Origin of the sequence: Pontibacter actiniarum (assembly GCF_003585765.1) — a bacterium.
In the GTDB taxonomy this organism is placed as follows: Bacteria; Bacteroidota; Bacteroidia; order Cytophagales; family Hymenobacteraceae; genus Pontibacter; species Pontibacter actiniarum.
This window is the reverse complement of the sequence record NZ_CP021235.1, coordinates 1,685,427-1,703,799: the sequence shown is the minus strand read 5'-3', so window position 1 is coordinate 1,703,799 and position 18,373 is coordinate 1,685,427. Positions and strand designations below refer to the sequence as shown.

21 protein-coding genes are annotated in these 18,373 nt (G+C 52.3%); 16 read left to right on the top strand and 5 right to left on the bottom strand.

The genetic code is table 11. The annotated features are described in order from the left end of the window. The first annotated feature begins 56 nt into the window (after positions 1–56). From infC to CA264_RS07405, 5 genes are all read left to right on the top strand, one after another. Positions 57–578, top strand: a complete 522-nt coding sequence (infC, locus tag CA264_RS07425) for a translation initiation factor IF-3 (RefSeq protein WP_025605955.1) — start codon at positions 57–59, stop codon at positions 576–578. 24 nt (positions 579–602) lie between these two features. Next, positions 603–797: a 50S ribosomal protein L35 gene (gene rpmI, locus CA264_RS07420; protein WP_025605954.1), complete on the top strand. Its 195-nt coding sequence runs from the start codon at positions 603–605 to the stop codon at positions 795–797. 102 nt (positions 798–899) lie between these two features. After that, positions 900–1,244, top strand: a complete 345-nt coding sequence (gene rplT, locus CA264_RS07415; protein ID WP_036775750.1) for a 50S ribosomal protein L20 — start codon at positions 900–902, stop codon at positions 1,242–1,244. A gap of 224 nt (positions 1,245–1,468) precedes the next feature. Then, positions 1,469–2,482, top strand: a complete 1,014-nt coding sequence (locus CA264_RS07410) for an NADP-dependent oxidoreductase (protein ID WP_025605952.1) — start codon at positions 1,469–1,471, stop codon at positions 2,480–2,482. 91 nt (positions 2,483–2,573) lie between these two features. Further along, the gene (locus tag CA264_RS07405; RefSeq protein WP_025605950.1) at positions 2,574–3,731 is read left to right on the top strand and encodes an iron-containing alcohol dehydrogenase; all 1,158 of its coding nucleotides are present in this window, start codon (positions 2,574–2,576) and stop codon (positions 3,729–3,731) included. A gap of 418 nt (positions 3,732–4,149) precedes the next feature. On the opposite strand, the gene CA264_RS07400 is transcribed toward CA264_RS07405, so the two are convergent. Next, the gene (locus tag CA264_RS07400; RefSeq protein WP_025605948.1) at positions 4,150–4,770 is read right to left on the bottom strand and encodes a TetR/AcrR family transcriptional regulator; all 621 of its coding nucleotides are present in this window, start codon (positions 4,768–4,770) and stop codon (positions 4,150–4,152) included. Between the two features lie 541 nt (positions 4,771–5,311). Here CA264_RS07400 and CA264_RS07395 point away from each other — a divergent pair. Further along, positions 5,312–5,557, top strand: coding sequence for a hypothetical protein (locus tag CA264_RS07395; protein ID WP_025605946.1), 246 nt, complete (start codon positions 5,312–5,314; stop codon positions 5,555–5,557). Between the two features lie 142 nt (positions 5,558–5,699). Here CA264_RS07395 and CA264_RS07390 read toward each other — a convergent pair whose 3' ends face one another. Beyond that, the gene (locus tag CA264_RS07390; protein ID WP_025605944.1) at positions 5,700–5,936 is read right to left on the bottom strand and encodes a hypothetical protein; all 237 of its coding nucleotides are present in this window, start codon (positions 5,934–5,936) and stop codon (positions 5,700–5,702) included. A gap of 65 nt (positions 5,937–6,001) precedes the next feature. Continuing rightward, the gene (locus CA264_RS07385; RefSeq protein WP_025605942.1) at positions 6,002–6,727 is read right to left on the bottom strand and encodes a hypothetical protein; all 726 of its coding nucleotides are present in this window, start codon (positions 6,725–6,727) and stop codon (positions 6,002–6,004) included. 136 nt (positions 6,728–6,863) lie between these two features. Between CA264_RS07385 and CA264_RS07380 the strand changes: the two genes are divergently transcribed. From CA264_RS07380 to CA264_RS07335, 10 genes are all read left to right on the top strand, one after another. Next, entirely contained in the window at positions 6,864–7,559 is a 696-nt protein-coding gene (locus tag CA264_RS07380; RefSeq protein ID WP_025605940.1) for a hypothetical protein, read from the top strand. 76 nt (positions 7,560–7,635) lie between these two features. Beyond that, positions 7,636–8,211, top strand: a complete 576-nt coding sequence (locus CA264_RS07375; protein ID WP_025605938.1) for a hypothetical protein — start codon at positions 7,636–7,638, stop codon at positions 8,209–8,211. A 276-nt stretch (positions 8,212–8,487) separates the two neighbouring features. Continuing rightward, positions 8,488–9,051, top strand: coding sequence for a hypothetical protein (locus CA264_RS07370; RefSeq protein WP_025605936.1), 564 nt, complete (start codon positions 8,488–8,490; stop codon positions 9,049–9,051). Between the two features lie 357 nt (positions 9,052–9,408). Next, positions 9,409–9,750 carry an ArsR/SmtB family transcription factor gene (locus CA264_RS07365; RefSeq protein WP_025605934.1) on the top strand — a complete coding sequence of 114 codons (342 nt, stop codon included), beginning with the start codon at positions 9,409–9,411 and terminating at the stop codon, positions 9,748–9,750. Positions 9,751–9,782: 32 nt separating this feature from the next. Further along, positions 9,783–10,313, top strand: a complete 531-nt coding sequence (locus CA264_RS07360) for an ArsI/CadI family heavy metal resistance metalloenzyme (RefSeq protein ID WP_084196176.1) — start codon at positions 9,783–9,785, stop codon at positions 10,311–10,313. Positions 10,314–10,390: 77 nt separating this feature from the next. After that, positions 10,391–11,167, top strand: a complete 777-nt coding sequence (locus CA264_RS07355) for a metallophosphoesterase family protein (protein WP_025605930.1) — start codon at positions 10,391–10,393, stop codon at positions 11,165–11,167. A gap of 73 nt (positions 11,168–11,240) precedes the next feature. After that, entirely contained in the window at positions 11,241–12,323 is a 1,083-nt protein-coding gene (gene arsB, locus CA264_RS07350; RefSeq protein ID WP_025605929.1) for an ACR3 family arsenite efflux transporter, read from the top strand. Positions 12,324–12,457: 134 nt separating this feature from the next. Beyond that, positions 12,458–13,135 (top strand): response regulator transcription factor, encoded by a 678-nt coding sequence (locus CA264_RS07345; RefSeq protein WP_025605927.1) that lies wholly within the window; start codon positions 12,458–12,460, stop codon positions 13,133–13,135. Next, positions 13,132–14,394, top strand: coding sequence for a sensor histidine kinase (locus CA264_RS07340; protein ID WP_025605925.1), 1,263 nt, complete (start codon positions 13,132–13,134; stop codon positions 14,392–14,394). Before CA264_RS07345 ends, CA264_RS07340 begins: the two co-directional genes overlap by 4 nt. An 80-nt stretch (positions 14,395–14,474) precedes the next feature. Next, positions 14,475–15,740 (top strand): SdiA-regulated domain-containing protein, encoded by a 1,266-nt coding sequence (locus CA264_RS07335; protein ID WP_025605923.1) that lies wholly within the window; start codon positions 14,475–14,477, stop codon positions 15,738–15,740. A 201-nt stretch (positions 15,741–15,941) separates the two neighbouring features. Here the strand turns inward: CA264_RS07335 and CA264_RS07330 are convergent, their stop codons facing one another. Beyond that, positions 15,942–17,054: a lysylphosphatidylglycerol synthase transmembrane domain-containing protein gene (locus CA264_RS07330; protein ID WP_025605922.1), complete on the bottom strand. Its 1,113-nt coding sequence runs from the start codon at positions 17,052–17,054 to the stop codon at positions 15,942–15,944. Positions 17,055–17,397: 343 nt separating this feature from the next. Next, entirely contained in the window at positions 17,398–18,093 is a 696-nt protein-coding gene (locus CA264_RS07325) for a LuxR C-terminal-related transcriptional regulator (RefSeq protein WP_025605921.1), read from the bottom strand. Positions 18,094–18,373 lie beyond the last annotated feature (280 nt).

Sequence of the window (18,373 nt, the reverse complement as noted above, 5' to 3'; positions counted from 1 at the left end):
TTAAAGGAGGTACAACCATAGCTACGCAAAACAGGCGCTACATCCCACGCGGAAAGGTGGAGGAGCCATACAAAGTCAATGAAAAAATAACTGCCAGAGAAGTACGGGTGGTTGGTGACAATGTTGAGCAAGGAGTATACTCAACCAGAGATGCTCAGAAACTGGCTAATGAACAGAATCTCGACCTCGTTGAGATTTCGCCAACAGCCAACCCACCGGTATGCCGCATCATCGACTATTCTAAGTTCAAGTATGAGCAGAAGAAGAAAACGAGGGAGATGAAGGCGAAGCAGCAGAAAGTCGTTATCAAGGAAATCCGCTTCGGTCCGAACACGGATGACCACGATTTCGAGTTTAAGCTGAAGCACGCCAAAGGCTTTCTGGAGAGCGGTTATAAAATTAAATCTTACGTGCACTTCGTAGGTAGATCTATTGTGTTCAAAGAGCGCGGTGAGATTCTTCTTCTGAAATTTGCCCAGGCACTGGAAGATTTAGCGAAGGTTGAGCAGTTGCCGAAGCTGGAAGGGAAACGCATGTTCCTGATCCTGTCGCCGAAAGCCGCTCCTGTGAAGAAGTAATTTCATTCAATTAATTTTATACTCATGCCAAAAGTAAAAACCAAATCTGGTGCAAAGAAGCGTTTTTCTTTGACAGGTACTGGCAAAATCAAGCGTAAGCACGCTTACAAAAGCCACATCCTGACGAAGAAAACGACGAAGCAGAAGCGTAATTTGACGCACATCGGCCTAGTTAGCAAAGCTGATGAAGCAAACGTTAAATTCATGCTGAAAATCTAATTCTGCGACAGAATTAGGAATCGGTTAATTATTAGTACGAACCCGGTATCTGGTCTTTAAGAAGATTTTTTAGAATCACCAGCCGCCAAAACTCAAAACAAAATGCCTAGATCGGTAAATGTCGTTGCAGCACGACACAGAAGAAAGAAAGTAATGAAAATGGCCAAAGGTTACTTTGGCCGTCGCAAGAACGTTTGGACAGTTGCGAAAAACGCGGTAGAAAAAGGCTTAGTTTATGCCTACCGTGATAGAAAAGCTAAGAAGAGAGACTTCAGAGCCCTGTGGATCCAGCGTATCAACGCCGGTGCACGTGAGCACGGCTTGTCTTACTCCGCTCTTATGGGCGCTTTGAAAAAAGCTAACATCGACCTGAACCGCAAAGTACTTGCTGACCTGGCGATGAACCACCCAGAGGCTTTCAAATCTATCGTTGATAAAGTAAAGTAATTACTTTTAGATATAATACAGAAGGGCTTAGCATTGCGCTAAGCCCTTTTTATTTTTACATACTGCTTTGTTTAAGCCTCCGCTGCCTGCTAAAAAAATGCCGTTGATAAGCCTTTGAGCGGCAGATAACTAGATGAAAGCAGCATATTGACAATAAAAAAAGCTTAAACAAAAAACACAGTGGCTGGTTGTGGTGTATCTAAAAAGGAGCAAAAACCAATCAGATGAAAAATAAGACTATTATACTGGCAAGCCGCCCAAAAGGGGTGCCAGCGAACGAAAACTTTAAATTTGAAGAGCGCGAAATACCTGCCCTGCAGGATGGGGAGGTATTGCTGAAGTCCCTCTACGTTTCTGTGGACCCCTACATGCGGGGCCGTATGAGCGATGCTAAGTCATACGTGGCGCCATATGAGGTAGGTGAGCCTATTACAGGTGGTATTGTGGCAGAAGTGGTGGACAGCCGAAACAGCAAGCTGCCGAAAGGTGCCGTGGTGCTGGGCAACCTGCCGTGGCAGCAGTACACCGTGCACAGTGGCAGCGGCCTGAGCCAGATTCAGCCGGATGTTGCCCCTCTGAGCTACCATTTGGGTATTTTGGGTATGCCGGGCCTTACAGCCTATTTCGGACTCCTGCACATTGGAGAGCCTAAACCTGGTGAAACCGTGGTGGTGTCCGGCGCGGCAGGCGCGGTAGGCACCGTGGTAGGGCAGATAGCGAAAATCAAAGGGTGCCGTGTGGTGGGTGTGGCAGGCTCAGACGACAAAGTGGAGTACCTGAAGCAGGAGCTGGGCTTTGACGAGGCCATCAACTATAAAACCGCCGGTGACATGAAGGAGGCCATGGCCAAGGCTTGCCCCGATGGCGTGGATGTATACTTCGACAACGTGGGCGGTGAGATATCAGACGCGGTATACCTTTCGCTGAACAAGTTTGCCCGCATCGCCATCTGTGGGCAGATCGCCTACTATAACAGCACAACCCTGCCTACCGGCATGCGCGTGGAGCCAATCCTGCTGAAGATGAGCGCCCTGATGAAAGGCTTCATTGTAAGCGACTACGCCAGTGAATTCGGTACGGCCGCTAGAGAGCTAGCCGCTTGGGTGAAGGAAGGAAAGCTGCAGTACCAGGAAACGATCACCGAAGGCTTCGATAACATCCCTCAGGCTTTCTTCGGCTTGTTCTCAGGCGAGAACACCGGTAAACAGCTGGTGAAGGTGGCCGACCGTGAAGCTTAAACATAACTTGGCAGCAGTAGTTTCAAAATAAGCATATGGGTGCAGCACGTGTGCACCTTAAACGATACAAATAAGTACAGTAATAGCATAAATGAATAATTTCACGTTTTATAACCCGGTTAAAATCCTCTTCGGGAAAGGGCAGATCAGCGCAATAGCAAAAGAGATACCGCAGGGCGCACGCATCATGGTGACCTACGGCGGTGGCAGCATCAAAAGAAACGGTGTGTACGACCAGGTGATGGAAGCACTGAAGGATTTCTACGTGCTGGAGTTTAGCGACATTGAGCCGAACCCGCACTACGAAACACTGATGCAGGCAGTAGACATTGCCAAGCGGCAGCAGATCGACTTTTTCCTGGCTGTAGGCGGTGGCTCCGTGATAGATGGCACCAAGTTTATTGTGGCGGCTATGGAGTTTGAGGGAGAGGATCCGTGGGACATGATGACCAAGCGCACTCCAGTGAAGAAAGCCGTTCCGTTTGGAACAGTGCTTACCTTACCTGCCACAGGCTCTGAGATGAACTCTGGCTCAGTGGTTACGCGCGTGTCTACAAAGGAGAAGCTGGCTTTCGGAAGCCCGTTAACCTTCCCTAAGTTTTCTGTACTGGACCCTGAGGCAACCTTTACGCTGCCGGTGCGCCAGATCTGCAACGGAGTAGTGGATGCGTTTACGCACGTGCTGGAGCAGTACCTGACCTACCCGGTTAACGCTCCTTTGCAGGACCGCATGGCAGAGGCCGTGTTGCTGACGCTGAAGGAAGAGGGGCCGAAGGCGGTACAGAACCCGCAGGACTACGATACGATGGCAAACTTCATGTGGGCCGCAACAATGGCGCTGAACGGCGTGATTCGTCCTGGTGTTCCTACTGACTGGTCTACGCACTACATTGCGCACGAACTGACGGCGCTGCACGGGATAGACCATGCCAGAACGCTGGCGATTGTCCTGCCGTCCTTGCTGCGTTATAAGAGCGAACAGAAAAAAGAGAAGCTACTTCAGTACGGCTCAAGGGTGTGGGGTGTGAACTCCGGCACAGAAGACGAGCGTTTGGAGGCAACCGTGGAGGCGACAATCGCCTTCTTCGAGTCTTTGGGTATTCAAACAAAACTTTCGGACTACGAAGTTGGAGAAGATACGATTGACACGATCATTGAGCGTTTTGAAGCGCGTGGCGTGAAAGATCTGGGCGAGCGCGCCGATATTCAGATTGCCGATGTGAGGCAGATCCTGACGATGAGTCTGTAGCTGAAGCAAAAAGCAAGTGAAGCCGTTGCAGCCCCGTGCTGCAACGGCTTTTTTAATGTCGTAGCAGGAGAGCGGCTCGGAACAAGGGGGGAGTGGAGTGCATTTATGCGTAAATACGGAGGGTAAATCCGTGTTTATGCGTGAACGATGCAGAGGCACAGACGTTTATAAAGTGGTGGTTACTGATTGAGGCCACCATGTGACCCGCGTTTCCAAGCTATAAACAAACTACAGCATGGTGCCTGTGTGGCGGTGCTTCGGCACCTTCTGAGAAAGAGGGCGTCCTGTTCGCACACCCACAGTGCCTACAAGAAGTAATAGAACACTTTATTCTTTAAACCCGAAAACAAAAACCCGAACCGGCTGGCTCGGGTTTTTGTGTATAGAAGGCCTCATTGGTAAAGCTGTTGCTTTTTTGCTAAGCACTTGCCTTGCTTGTGTCAATAATGCCGTTGAAGATGATTTTTACCAGGCCATCAAAAACTGCCGCAGGCGTATGGGGCAGTTCCTGCATAAGCTCTGCCGGCACCTGCTGCGTGAAATCAGGGTTCAGTATGGTTTCCAGGGCGCTGGCGTACAGCAGAACGGCCATTGTGCGGTTCGTGTCTTCCCGGATGTAGCCTTTACGCACCCCTTCGTCCAGCAAAGAGTTAAAGCGCAGGAATGCAGCATCTGCCTTATGCTGCTGCAGGTGCTGCCAGCTGGAAGGGGCATTTTTCTTGATATCTTGTACAAACTCCGGGTTGATGTAGTGGAGCTTCGTGCCGACGTAACTGAAGATCTGCTTTATTTTCTCCGGGAACTCAATCTGGTCGCTTTTCAGGATTCGCTCCACTTCCCGCTGTATATCATGCCCATGCTGCCGGATGATGACATTGAGCAGTTCCTCCTTGCCTGTAAAATACTGGTAGAGTGTTTTCTTGCTCATGCCCAGGTTTCTGGCCAGGTCTGCCATCAGCACCTTACTGTAGCCGTGGGTGAAGAACATTTGCTTGGCTTCAGCTATAATTCGTTCGCGTGGGTTTTCAGATGCCTCCATTACAAATAAGTTTGTGGTGCCGTGGTAAGTATAAAGCTAAACATGCGTTTGCAACAAAAATATATAGATTAACTCATAAATCTAAGGAAGAGTCACTGAATAGTTCAGCTGTAAAGCAAAGAGAAGCGCAGGCAGGGCTTTACCGGGGGCCAATGCCAAAGTTGGGCACGCTGCACGGCCGGTTTACATAGCGCATGAGCTGTGCGCCTCACAGCAGGGATCTTCTCACTAATTGCACCTTTAGATTACAGGTCTTGCTGCCTTACCGGCTTTTGCGGGAGTGGTCGGTGGGGTGGGAGATGGTTAAGTGATTGTAATATAGTTGTTATGCTATATGTATAGATGTTAAAGTTTTGTAAATATTTTTAATCCAAAATTTGTGTTTTAGGTAGCATCCTTCTAATTTGCATCAAGCTGTTCCGGTAAAAAGATAAACGAAAGAACATCAGTTAGTAAAAAAATGAAGTTGATGACGATAAAGTACACAACCAAAAAGCTGGTATACTTGTTGCCATCAGTAAGCCATTCTAACTTTTAGCCAATGATTGACATTATTAACTTAGTCGCACTCTCCGGTATTTTTAACGTACTGTTCTTCTGGTACGCTTCTACTAAGATGAAATCAAAGCCGGATCCGGTTAAGACGCTGATTGTTTCGTTTGTGTTTTCTATCCCGCTTAGCTTTCTGCTAATTGGCGTGTACACCACCATGCTGGTTTACGCCGTGAGAAGCGGTGCCAGCGAAGATGCCATGTGGGAGTACATGGAGCAGGAGGAACTGCAATAACACGAGCATTTAGTTTTTATACATACTTCTGAAACAGTAAAAGCCACCCATAATAGGTGGCTTTTACTGTTTCAGCGTTTAAATACGGCAGGTCAGCCATAGGGGCTGACCTGCCGCTTTATCTCTTAGCACTAGCTTATGCTCAGTGGCTGCCGGCGCTGCTACCAATATCAGTACCGCCGTCCTGCGTGTCGGCGCTGCCGCGGCTACCGCTCTTCTGTGAAGGGGCTCCGCCTACTTTGCCTTTACGCAATTCCTCGTTGTCAACCGTTTTACGCTCACCCGTTGGGTTAATGTTCGGCACTTTATTGCCTTCGTTCAGGGTGTTGTTCAGGTTCTCATTCTTCAGTTTGTCTTTATTCTTATCGTTAGTGCTCATGGTTATTCAGTTTAAGTTAAAAATGGGAGCCGCTTAGGCTCCTTGTCACTCTGTGTGCTACTGGCTTAGAAGTAGCGCTCGTCCGCATTGTGGTCAGAGGGCCTTCTGCTGGCGTTGTCCCTGTACTGGCCGCTTTCTGGGTGGCGGCTGGTATAGTTGCCGTGGTAGCTGCGTCGGTGCCCGCTCTGTGGCTCGTAGCGGCTGTTCCAGTCCGGGTCATAGTTACTGGAGCCGTCATAGCCGTAGCTTAACGAGCCCGCTTCGTTGCCGTAGTTCTCTCCGCCGCCCTGTCCGTACGAGTCCGGGCCGTAGTTGCCGTTGAAGTTCCCGGCTCCGTAAGGGTCCTGGTCGTCTATGCGGCTGCGCACGCTTCGGTGCTGCTGGTCCTGGTCACCGCCGAAGCGTGTGCCATACCCTCCGCTGTTAGGGCGGTACTGCTCATCCCAGTTGGCGTTGCTGCCGCTGCGGTAGCCGCTGTACTGGTTGCGGTAGCGACTATCCATGTTGTAGTTGTCATGGTCGTAGCCGCCTTGCCTGCTTGAGCTGTTGTAATTGCGGTTATAGTCTCTGTTATAATCACGGTTGTAGTTCTGGTTATAGTCTGCGCCTCCCCGGCGGTTGCTCTCTGAACTGCCGTAGCCATTCCAGGTGCTCACGTTGCGGTCGCTGCTGGAGTTGTCCAGGCGGTAAGCGCCCCGGTAGCTATCGGGGTTCATGCGGTTGTCCTCGTCGCGGTAGCGGTTTCTATTGTCTCTGTATCTATCTCTGTTATTCCAGTTGTTTCCTTCCATAGTGTTTTCAGGTTTGGTTAATGTATACTTTTTAACGGATGCCGGGCCGTCAGGTTTAGCCTGTGCTTAACCCAAGGGAGGGGCTGTACCGTAAGAAGAGTAAGAATACATGATCATAACATAATATTTTAAAGCTATGAGAGACGAAAGAAGAGATAACTACAGAGACAGAGATAGAGAAAACTACCACGCAGATCCCGATGCCCGCTGGTTACACGGCCATCACCACGGGCAGAACTCGGACCGTGGCAACTATGCGCGGGATTCTCACTTTAACCGCGGCTACGGAAACAATGCCAACAGCCAGTACGGCGACAGCAACAGCTTTAACAGTAACGCTGACCAAAGCCAGATGTATCCGCAGGGGCGCTTCCAGGCTGGCGGTGCGCACTACAGCGGTCCCGACTACACCAGCGGAAGCCGTAGTGACAATCCTTACGGGATGAACTACTTTCCGGAGGACGACCACAACTCCGGCCGCCATTACGACCCGCAGGCGGACTACTCCGACAGGGACTATGATGACCTGAGGCAGCAAGGCCGTTCGGACTACCGCTATGGGATGGCCGATGAGCGCTTTGGGCACGATGTGCGCCGGGGCGGCAACGACAACTGGGCACGCGGCTCACGTGGCGACGAGGAATCCTACCGCCGCTATGAGCAAGGAAACCGCATGTACGACAACGACTACAGCACCGGGTTTGCCGGCCGTAACTATGCCCGCGGCGAGAAACACTACGGTGAGGGCCAGTACTACAGCGAAATGGACCGCTGGCAAGGCCAGAGCGGCGAGAACTACGACCGCTATATGCGCGACCGCGACAGACGCTAATAAAACGGCGTAAGTATAAATTCATTTAATCACTGCGACACCCGCTAAACCCGGGTGTCGCCCATACTTAAAGAAGATGAGAGATCATAGAGATAACAGAGAAGACAGGCACTACGGGGATTTCAGCCGTAGCTATAGGCAAGAGGGGCACGATAACCACGGCCACTGGCGTTTTCACGGGCGCGAGCATGCCCACCTCGGCGACACGCGTAACGAGGCGGGCGAGCACTACCGCATCCAGCAGAGCAGGCAGTACGGCCGCCAGGGCGGTCCGGTAGGCACTCGCGACGATTATTACCAGGAGATGTACGACATCTCGAACTATACAGACCAGCCCCGCTCGGTGGAGTACGGCTTGCCAAGGGGAGCGGAGTCTGAGCTGGACAGGGTAGAGCGGTTCCCGTATGCCGAAGGGCCGTATGCCGGCCGACCAAGGCACTACAGCTACAACATGGGGTACAACCCTAACTATGATAACCCGGAGGAAGGGGACCGTTACCGCGACTTCGACAGCCGCGGCAACCACGGGTACCGGCACGATGCCGCCTATGGCAGCGAAGACAGGTTCCGTGATTTCGGGGACGACCATTACGGCCGCCGCGACAGAACCAATGATAATTACTACGGGCACTTCGGGGGGTATAACCGATAACCCGTAGGTCCGCAGAGTATAGAGAAGCGTCTCCATTCATTAACTTTAGCCACCAGTATTGCCGCCGCACAGCTTTGCTTAAAGCCTGTGTGGCGGCATTTCTTTTATGGGGCAGTGCCTCCTGCAGCCTCCGGCGCAGCACAAAAAAGGCAAAGCGTATCTGCACGGGCCAATTCTCGTACATCAGTATGCGGTGAAGCGGGAAGAATCCACCTCCACCGCAAAGGCCACCCTACTACCAGAGCAGCTGACCATACGCCAAAACGGACAGATAGCATGACACACCCGTACTTTAAGAAGCTATTCTTTATCTTTCTGCTGCTCTTTTGCTCTTGTGTAACAGAGCGTAAGGCCAAAGAGTATTTCGAGGAGCATCCCGAGCAACTGGCGGCTTATGTCGATAAAAACGAGGCGTATACGGAGGAGTACGGGGCAGCCTATGCTGCCAAGCACTTCCCGGGTAAAAAATACCCGCCCGACATCACCCCCAAACCTTACCTGGCGCCGGGCAGGCTTTCTCCATATCCGGCGGTACCGGAAGAAGGGCCTACTGCAGCCGGAGAGGGGATAACCAGCAACTGCCCTGTGTGCAAACCTGAACGCGTTTCGGAAATAATTTACGTAGAAGACACCTCTAAACTAGATGCGCTGCGGGTAATGCTCGATAACGAGCGCTCAGCCTACAACGTGGTGACGCAGCAACTACGGGAAACAGAGACGGAGCGGGATTACTGGCAGGAGCAAAACAGAAAGAAATTCTGGGCCCTGATCGCTATGGCCGTTTTCGCTGTACTGTACATTCTCTTCCGGGTGCTGGCATCCAGGATACGCACAACCTAGCAAAACGTACCTTGGGTGCTTCTAATTTGCCTCAATACGCGTGAGGCTGCAGGAGCAGGCCTGCTGGCTTTTCACAGTAAAAGGCTGGGCGCCAAGCGCAGATCTTAAAACCTGCGTAGCGCATGTTCGTAAAAGCCCTAGTACATTAGTATTAAATTTCCATCTGAAAAAGGCCGCGGCGAAAGCTGCGGCTTTTTTTGTGCCACACAGGCAGCAGTACCTCCCCAGCGATAACCAAACCCGGTTGCGGGGCTGGCGCTTTGCTAAAACTTTTTTGGGTGCAGTTAAAACTGAGCAGGGGGTTTGTAAGTATACTTACTATGTCGTATGTTTACGTCATACTTCAAAAGAAGCGTTATGACCTATACCAAAGCCACAGCGTTCAGCATGGAGCAGCAGGAGGTGGCCCGCCTGGCAAAAGTGCTGTCGCACCCGGCCCGTATTGCCATCCTGCAGCACCTGGCCGAAACGAAGACCTGTATTTCGGGGGATATTTCGAATGCGTTGCCTTTAAGCCGCACCACGGTGTCTCAGCATTTACAGGAGCTTAAGAGCGCCGGCCTTATCAAAGGCGAAATAGACGGGCTTACCGTGTGCTACTGCATCGATCAGGAGCGCTTTGATGCTGCCCGGCAACTACTCGAGTCAATGCTGTCGAACATCAAGAGCACATGCTGCTCTGATGGTTGCTGCTGTTAAACATAATTATTCAACCTAAAACTTTAAATGCGATGCAGACTTCAGTATTTCCGCGGATGCACGTGAGCCTTTACGTCTCTGACCTCCATAAAACAACCGCTTTTTATACTTCTTTCTTCGGCCAGGAGCCAGCCAAGGTAAAGCCGCACTATGCGAAGTACGTGCTGGACAACCCCTCGCTGATCATATCCTTTGTAGAAAACCCGGAGCGGGTGCAGCAAAACTTCGGCCACCTGGGCTTTCAGGTAGAGACGAAGCAGGAACTGAACGAGCGCCTGGAACTGGCAAGGGCCAACGGAATTGTGTCGAAAGAGGAGATAGGCACCTCCTGCTGCTACGCGGTACAGGATAAGTTCTGGGCCAGCGACCCTGATGGGGTGCAGTGGGAGGTATACTACTTCCACGCGGATGCGGAATTTAATGACCCGCACTACGAAATGAGCGACGCCAACGCCTGCTGTATGCCTCCGGCCAAGGAGCAGAAGCCGAAGCTGCAGCTTATAGACATGAGCCTGGTGTCGGAAGAGAAATCCTGCTGCACGCCTGACAGCGGCTGCTGCTAAAATAGGAGTGGCTACGGCAGGCTGTCAGGCAAATGCCTGCCGTAGTCTGCTGCTACCTGTAAAGATTCAGAACCAAGATGAAAATAGCTTTCTTTAGCGACGTCCACGCCAACTTACCGGCCCTGGAAGCAGTGCTGCAGGACATGGAGCAGCGGCAACCGGACATGATCTACTGCCTCGGCGACCTGGTAGGATACAACGTGTGGGTAAACGAGGTGGTGGAGCTTATCCGCCGGCACCGCATCCCGACCATTGCCGGTAACTATGACGAGGGCGTGGGCCTGAACAGCGGCGACTGCGGCTGTGCCTATAAAACTGAGGAGGACAAAGCCCGCGGCAACAAGTCCATTGCCTTTACCAACGGGGTCATCAACAGTGGAAACAGAGCGTACCTGCGGCAGTTGCCGCGCCACATCCGGGTAGATTTTCAGCCGAAGGAGGGGGAGAAGCTGCGCATCCTGTTGGTGCACGGGAGCCCGCGCAAGATAAACGAGTACTTGTTTGAGGATCGCCCGGAAAAAAGCCTGCTCCGAATAATGGATGAGGCAGCGGCCGACGTCATGCTGTTTGGCCACACCCACAAGCCTTTTCACCGGCGGCTACAGGCGGAAGACAGCGAGGCTCCCAAGTATAAGCACGCGATCAACCTCGGCTCTGTTGGCAAACCTAAAGACGGCGACACCCGCGCCTGTTACGTGCTGCTGGAGCTCGATGAGCATTCCACGGCCCGGGAACCGGACAGTATAAAAGTGGACTTTATACGGGTGCCCTACGATGTGGAGCGGGCGGCGCGGGCCGTGGAAGAAAGTCCGCTCCCCAACGAGTTCGCCGACATGCTTCGCAAAGCCTACTAGCCATGGTGGTGGCTGCTTCTAAAAAATGAACACCCATCGCGCCACATCCCTTCAACTTTATACTTAAAAGGTTATGCCTTCCTGCAACCCTACCTACAAGCGGCAGCGCCTCTCGTTCCTGGACCGCTACCTGACTCTCTGGATCTTTCTGGCCATGGGCCTCGGTGTGGCCATAGGCTATCTGGTGCCTGGCGCAGAGGGAGTGATCAATTCCTTCCAGCATGGCACGACAAACATACCCATTGCACTGGGGCTGATTCTGATGATGTACCCGCCGCTGGCGAAGGTGCGGTACGAGCAGCTGGGGAAGGTGTTCCGGAACATCCGCGTGCTGACGGTATCGCTGGTGCTGAACTGGCTGGTGGGGCCGGTGCTAATGTTCCTGCTGGCCGTCCTCTTTCTGCGCGATTACCCCGAGTACATGGTGGGCTTAATCATGATCGGCCTGGCGCGGTGCATTGCCATGGTGATCGTCTGGAACGAGCTGGCGGAGGGAGACCGTGAATATGCGGCAGGGCTGGTGGCTTTCAACAGTATTTTCCAGGTGGTGCTCTACAGCTTCTATGCTTATTTGTTTATCACTGTGTTGCCGCCATACTTTGGTATAAAAGGAGAGGTGGTAAGCATCCGCATGGGCGAGGTGGCGGAAAGCGTGGCAATATACTTAGGTATACCCTTTGCCGCAGGGCTGCTCTCCCGCATCGTTCTAAAAAGTGTAAAAGGGGAAGAGTGGTACCAGCAGCGGTTTATCCCTGCCATCAGCCCGGTTACACTGGTGGCGCTGCTTTTCACCATTGTCGTTATGTTTAGCCTGAAGGGAAGCACCATTGTAAGCATACCTTTTGACGTGCTGCTGCTGGCTGTGCCCCTGTGCATCTACTTTGGGGTGATGTTCCTGCTGAGCTTTTTTGCCGGTAAGGCCGTGGGGGCCGATTATTCTCAAAATGCGGCCATCTCCTTTACAGCGGCTGGCAATAACTTTGAGCTGGCCATAGCCGTGGCTATCGGTGTGTTTGGCCTTAATTCCGGGCAGGCTTTTGTCGGGGTGGTGGGGCCGCTGGTAGAGGTGCCGGCACTTATCCTGCTGGTAAACGTGGCACAGTGGCTCCGAAAGCGCTTTTATACTTCTAAAGAGCAGGCGCTGGTGAAAAGCTAAGGAACCTGCGTGAGCGTCCTGACATCTGCAGCAGGCCCGAATATATCCTGTGCGGCGTCGTTTTTTGTTGGTCAGGCACAGGATTCCTTCAGACTTGTTGCGTAATTTCCCGTTTCAGATGGAAATTGAATGATATGAAAGTGCTTGTAATAGAGGATGAGCAGGCCCTGAAGGAGTCGATAGTGGCGTACCTGCGCCAGGAAGGCTACACCTGCGACGCTGCCGATGATTACCGCAGTGCCCAACACAAAACCGCCACCTTCCGCTACGCCTGTGTGGTAGTGGACCTAAACCTGCCCGATGGGAACGGCCTGAACATCGTGCGCTCTCTAAAAGAGAACTACGCCGACACGGGCATTATCATCATCTCGGCGAAGAACGCTTTAGACGATAAGATCACAGGCCTCGAAGTAGGGGCGGATGACTACCTGACCAAACCGTTTCACCTCTCAGAGCTGAATGCGCGCCTGAAGTCGGTGCTGCGCCGGCGAAACTTTAACGGCCAGAAGGTGCTGCGTGTAGGTGAGGTGGAGGTACAGCCGGAGTCGGCAGAGGCCAGCGTGGCAGGTAAGACGCTTACGCTCACCCGGAAAGAGTTTGACCTGCTGCTCTACTTTGTCTCTAACAGAAACCGCGTACTTACCAAAGAGTCCATTGCCGAGTACCTGTGGGGGGATCACATCGAAATGCTGGACTCCCTCGATTTTGTGTACACGCACATTAAGAACCTGCGCCGCAAGATTGTGGAGGCCGGAGGCGAGGACTATATTCAAACGGTCTACGGGCTGGGCTATAAATTCATGAGCCCATGAGGGTACTGACCAAGACCAGCCTCTATTATGTGCTGGTGTCGCTGCTGGTATTCGCGGTGGGGGGCACGCTGTTTTACCTGTCCATGCGCGAGGAGATTTATGATGAGGTAGACGATCAGCTCTTTACCGACAAAGAGAACATCATCAGCTACGTGAGGCAGCACAACCGCCTTCCCAACGTAACCTCCGGTATTTCCGAGGCCATACTTGTGAAGGAGGGGCACCCGGAAAGCTTGGTAATGGAACAGCTCTCGGATACGCTGATCTACAGCTCCTACGACGAGGAAGAGATCCCGTTCCGCCAGCTGACCTTTTCGGTGCAGCAGCAGGGGAAAATTTACCAGTACACGGTTCTAAAGTCGCTGATGGACTTCCAGGACCTGGTGGAGAGTACCGTGCTGGCCATGTTCTGGACCTTTCTGCTGCTGCTGACCGGGCTTGTCTTTGTGAACTACTATACCAGCAAGTATACCTGGCGGCACTTTTACGATACCCTTTCCAAGATCAAGCGCTACACCTTAGCGCAGCACCAGCCGCTGCGGCTACAGCATACCACTACCAAGGAGTTTCAGGAGCTGAACGAGGTGCTGCAAAACATGACGGGCAAAATCCACAGCGATTACCTCAACCTGAAGGAGTTCACCGAAAACGTTTCGCACGAGATTCAGACGCCGCTGGCGATTGTAAGTAGCAAGGTGGAGTTGTTTATGCAGTCGGAGAACCTGACCGAGGAGCAGGCCAAACTGCTTTCGGATATGTATGGGGCCATAAACCGGCTGGCCCGCCTTAACAAATCGCTCATCCTGCTCACCCGGATCGAGAACCGCGAGTTTGGAGTGGATGAACAGGTGCCGCTGCATCAGGTGTTGCAGGACCTGCTCACCCAGCTGCAGGAGGTGATTACCATGCGGGGCCTCGAAATAAAAGTGGAGAAGCTGGAGGAAGTCTACCTCAAAATGAACAGTGGTTTGGCTGATGTGTTGCTGCAGAACCTGCTGCACAATGCCATCAAGCACAACCAGCCCGGCGGCAGCATAAGTATCCTGCTCACGTCGGAGAAACTGTGCGTGAAGAACACCGGCGATGCGCCCCAGGAGCAGCCAGAGGAGCTTTTCAGCCGCTTCAGGGTAGGCGACGACACGGTAGGCTCACTGGGAATCGGTTTGGCACTGGTTAAAAAAATCTGTTCGCTTTACCAGCTACACCCGAAGTACAGGTACGGTAGCGGAGTCCACAGTCTCTGTATCTATTTCACCTGAAGCACTGTTTCTCCAAATTTCCTTCAGAATCCGCAAGTATACTTGTATTGAAGTGTTTAACAACGAGAATCATAGGAAGAATGAGAAACCTAACTATAAAATTAGCAGGACTGGCGCTGCTGGTCAGTACCAGTGCGTGTGATAACCTTTGGGACCAGGAAGATGTGCCGGAGGCAGTAAAAGTACACTTGAGTGAACTCTACCCCAACGTGAAAAACGTGGATTGGGACCAGGAGGACGAAGGCTATGAGGCTGAGTTTGACCTGAGTGGCAGGGAGCGCTCCGTTCTTTTCGACGTAAACGGAAAGCTGATCCGCGTAGCCGAAGAGATAACCAACGATCACCTGCCGGTACAGGCCATGACGCATGTGCAGCAGCATTTTCAGAACCATAAGGTAGAGGAAGTGCACCGGGTGACAGAAAACAGCACCATCATGTATGAGGTTGAGCTGGAGCAGAACAGCGACGAGGTGTTGCTCATCTTCAGCGAAAACGGAGAGCTACTGCAGCAACAGGGGGCGCAACAGCCGGTGAAGGCGCAGCATGCCTCGCTGGCGGGGCCTTTAGGCATAGCGGCAGGAGAAAGTGATTTTGCCAGGCCGCTTGCACGCTGGGAGCTTCCGGCAGAACTGCGGGAGATATCCGGCATCGCGCTGCTGCCAGGCAACAAAATGGCCTGTGTGCAGGATGAGGAAGGCGCTATCTTTATCTATGACCTTCAAAACAAGAGGGTAGAAAACAAGATCAAGTTTGGCGGCCCCGGCGATTACGAGGAAATAGCAGTAGCGGGTGCTACTGCCTATGTGTTGCGCAGCGACGGAGCCGTATTCGAGATAGCTGACTTCATGGCAAAGCCCCGCGTAACCGAGCATGAATCAGTGCTGGCCGCTACACAGGATACCGAGGGACTCGCTTATGATGAGAAAGGGAAGCGCCTGCTGATCGCCTGCAAAGGGTATGATGAGAAACTGGGGCCACACAAGGGGATTTACGCCCTTGACCTCAGTAAAAAGAAGATGGAGCTGGAGCCTGCCATCAAAATTCCATTGGCACAGGCACAGTTGCAGGGCAGCGACCTCAAGCGCAAAGATGCCTACGACGTGCTGCAGCCTTCCTCACTGGAGGTGCACCCGCAGACAGGCGACCTTTACTTGCTCGATGCAGAAAACCAGCGCCTGATGATTCTGTCGGAGGACGGAAAGATAGAGCGCGCCGTTTCGCTGGACAAGGACCTGCTGCGCCAGCCCGAAGGACTTGCATTTGGTGACAACGGTGAAGTATACATCGCCAGCGAAGGCAGCAAAAAGGGCAGGGGCGTTATCTTAATGTATGAGAAAGGCCTGTAGGAAATTTTTTCGTATCGGAACAAGAAAGCCGCTCCCCTCGGGAGCGGCTTTCTTGTTTATACCTATGCTCGGTAACCAGTTAAAGAAGGCGTTGAGGTGGTGCTTTCACGCGTGGTCAGGCACTGTAGTTGGTGGCCATATCGTGATCAAAGAGTAAAAGCCTGCGGGCGTGGCTCTGGCCTGCGCTGCATGATAGTGCCTCTATACAGCCAGTTGCTGGGGTTTAGGTGGCATAGGGCGAAAATTATTGTTTTGTGGCAGGGCAGGGGTGTCATCCTCTTTACTGTACACGCGCGCAGCCCACCGTGGGAATATAACGGCACCTACCACTAAGTATAAATAATACGTTAGCAGGCGGTAAAGCAGCACGACGATCGTGGTAAAGCCACCGACAAAGGCACCGAAGAACGCCGGGAACGAAATCTCTGCAAAGCCAGCCCCTCCCGGTGTAACCGACACAAACAGCACGATCTTGTAGATCAGGTTACGGGCAAAGATTACCAGGTGGTCGTGCAGGCTCAGGTGCGTGAAGGCGGCAATCAGGCAGCCGATAATAAGGTAACGGGCCGTCCAGACAAATACGGTAGAGACACTTGCGCGCAGCCAGTACGACATATTTTTAGTGCGCATGTGGCTGGAGGCGATCAGCAGTTCGTTTGCGTGGCGGAAGAGCGGTTCTTTCCAGCGGCGAAGCGGCTTTAGCTGGCCCAGCCTGATTAAAAGGCGCTTCACCGCTTTCGGGTTTACAAACAAGGCATAAAACATGGAGCAGGCATAGAGCGCAATCATCAGGTAAGAAACAAAGAAGGCGATACCGATGCTTTCCCGAACCGTTTCGCTAAGCCCCGCCAGCTCGGGCAGTACCTGGCCCTGTGTAAACAGCAGCACAAGCGGCACGGCCAGCACAAAGTATACATTATCCAGCATGGCCGTGAGCATCACCTGCGCAATGGATTTGCCTAGCGGGATCTTTTCCTTGTTCAGGATATAGGCCGCGATGGTGGAGCCACCCACCACGGAGGGGAGGGCGCAGGAGGCAAACTCCCAAAGCATAATAACGTTAAAGCTCTGCTTCCAACTTAGTACCTTTTCTGTGATGTGGCGGATGCGGTACATATAGCCGAAGTCGCGCACAAACAACACAAGCAGCGCCATTCCCACCCAGAAAGGACTCGCCTGCACCAGCGTCTGCAATTGGCCCGGCTCATAGTTCTTGTAGAGCATGTAGCCGATTACGCCCAGCCCCAGGAAAACGGGCAGCAATATATTGCGGAGCGAGAATTTTGCCTGTAGGTTCTGTCTTGTTAGCGCCATAGCAGCATGTCGTCAAATATTAAGCCACAACACCTACAAAATGAGGGAGTTTGGTGAATGTCGTCAGCAGCGGTACCCTCAACTCTATCATAAGAACGTTGCACAGCACGGAAAGGGAGGCATGAGCTGGTAAAGGCACATAGCAGGAACAATAGTAGGACACAGGAAACTGTAACACCACCAGCTGACACAGCGTGTTTCCCGGTACAAGCCCTCGGCACAATGTTGTGGCTTAGCTATTGAATAGCTATCGCCGTAGCAGCCGGTGGTTAGGGAGCGGGGCGCGTTGCCCTGGATAATGTTTACGGGTAGAATGTGCGGGAGGCGCGCCTTTCGAGCTGCACTAAAGTATGTTAAAGTACTCGGCCAGCTTGATCAGTTCGGCATAGCTGTTTATCTCGAGCTTTCGCCAGATGTTTTTTCGGTGTGTGCTTACCGTGTGAGGCGATATGAAAAGCGATTCAGCAATATGGTTGCTGCTCTCTCCCTTGGAGATGCGTTGCATGATCTCCTTTTCGCGGGGGGTAAGCGTGTTGAAGCGGCGCAGGTTTTTTCGGATGTACAGGTTCTCGTTTAGCACACGCTCTACCTGGTTGTGGATGTTCCCGAGTGTGCGCAGCGGCGTAGAAATGGAAATAATTAAATCCTTGCTAAAGCGCTTTGTGCTGGTAAAATACCACTCGTAGTTGGACGGGTGTTGTACGCGGAAGGCCTGAAAGCAGGACACAACCTGTGTCAGATCCTCCAGCGTGGCTACCTCTCGGTACATTTCCTGCGCCTGGTTGTAGCACTCCGGCTCGGCATACTGCAGCAGCATCTCCTTTCCTTTTTCAAGGATATCCTGTATTCCCAGCCCAAGCAAGTGGCGGGTGCGCCGGTCCAGGTACACCATTTGGAGGGTTTGCAGATGGCTAAGGTGCACAATGCCGGGCATCAGGTCACACACCGCATCCATGTCTTTGGTGTTTTTCAGCAAATGCTCTACCCACGCCATTCTGTGCTGTTGCAGTTCTTGCATTTCGGCCTCAAATTCCTGCATTTACTGGTAATAAATGTTAGTTATGTTATATTTATACAAACGAATCTACATTCTTGTTTACAAACTTTACTACTGCTGGTTTAAATATACCTACGCGTAGGTATGGCAATTGGTACTACATTTCTATTTATTTGAACAAATAAGCGAAATAACTGAAGGCTGTGCCGCATGGAGAAGCAATGTTTATATATCTTGTGCCAACTGCTGATGCTCATCAGCCGGTCCGACTAAAGCGGGGCTCTTACCCCTGCCTGATCAGCCTGAAAAAGAAGCAACCAGT

Bases quoted from the DNA above. Each gene is read 5' to 3' on its own strand.
- CA264_RS07345 (WP_025605927.1), top strand. From the start codon at position 12,458: ATGAAAGTGCTTGTAATAGAGGATGAGCAGGCCCTGAAGGAGTCGATA.
- CA264_RS07370 (WP_025605936.1), top strand. From the start codon at position 8,488: ATGACACACCCGTACTTTAAGAAGCTATTCTTTATCTTTCTGCTGCTC.
- rplT (WP_036775750.1), top strand. From the start codon at position 900: ATGCCTAGATCGGTAAATGTCGTTGCAGCACGACACAGAAGAAAGAAA.
- CA264_RS07390 (WP_025605944.1), bottom strand. From the start codon at position 5,936: ATGAGCACTAACGATAAGAATAAAGACAAACTGAAGAATGAGAACCTG.
- rpmI (WP_025605954.1), top strand. From the start codon at position 603: ATGCCAAAAGTAAAAACCAAATCTGGTGCAAAGAAGCGTTTTTCTTTG.
- CA264_RS07400 (WP_025605948.1), bottom strand. From the start codon at position 4,770: ATGGAGGCATCTGAAAACCCACGCGAACGAATTATAGCTGAAGCCAAG.
- CA264_RS07330 (WP_025605922.1), bottom strand. From the start codon at position 17,054: ATGGCGCTAACAAGACAGAACCTACAGGCAAAATTCTCGCTCCGCAAT.
- CA264_RS07325 (WP_025605921.1), bottom strand. From the start codon at position 18,093: ATGCAGGAATTTGAGGCCGAAATGCAAGAACTGCAACAGCACAGAATG.
- CA264_RS07340 (WP_025605925.1), top strand. From the start codon at position 13,132: ATGAGGGTACTGACCAAGACCAGCCTCTATTATGTGCTGGTGTCGCTG.
- CA264_RS07335 (WP_025605923.1), top strand. From the start codon at position 14,475: ATGAGAAACCTAACTATAAAATTAGCAGGACTGGCGCTGCTGGTCAGT.
- CA264_RS07410 (WP_025605952.1), top strand. From the start codon at position 1,469: ATGAAAAATAAGACTATTATACTGGCAAGCCGCCCAAAAGGGGTGCCA.
- CA264_RS07355 (WP_025605930.1), top strand. From the start codon at position 10,391: ATGAAAATAGCTTTCTTTAGCGACGTCCACGCCAACTTACCGGCCCTG.
- CA264_RS07385 (WP_025605942.1), bottom strand. From the start codon at position 6,727: ATGGAAGGAAACAACTGGAATAACAGAGATAGATACAGAGACAATAGA.
- CA264_RS07360 (WP_084196176.1), top strand. From the start codon at position 9,783: ATGCAGACTTCAGTATTTCCGCGGATGCACGTGAGCCTTTACGTCTCT.
- CA264_RS07395 (WP_025605946.1), top strand. From the start codon at position 5,312: ATGATTGACATTATTAACTTAGTCGCACTCTCCGGTATTTTTAACGTA.
- CA264_RS07375 (WP_025605938.1), top strand. From the start codon at position 7,636: ATGAGAGATCATAGAGATAACAGAGAAGACAGGCACTACGGGGATTTC.
- CA264_RS07365 (WP_025605934.1), top strand. From the start codon at position 9,409: ATGACCTATACCAAAGCCACAGCGTTCAGCATGGAGCAGCAGGAGGTG.
- CA264_RS07380 (WP_025605940.1), top strand. From the start codon at position 6,864: ATGAGAGACGAAAGAAGAGATAACTACAGAGACAGAGATAGAGAAAAC.
- arsB (WP_025605929.1), top strand. From the start codon at position 11,241: ATGCCTTCCTGCAACCCTACCTACAAGCGGCAGCGCCTCTCGTTCCTG.
- CA264_RS07405 (WP_025605950.1), top strand. From the start codon at position 2,574: ATGAATAATTTCACGTTTTATAACCCGGTTAAAATCCTCTTCGGGAAA.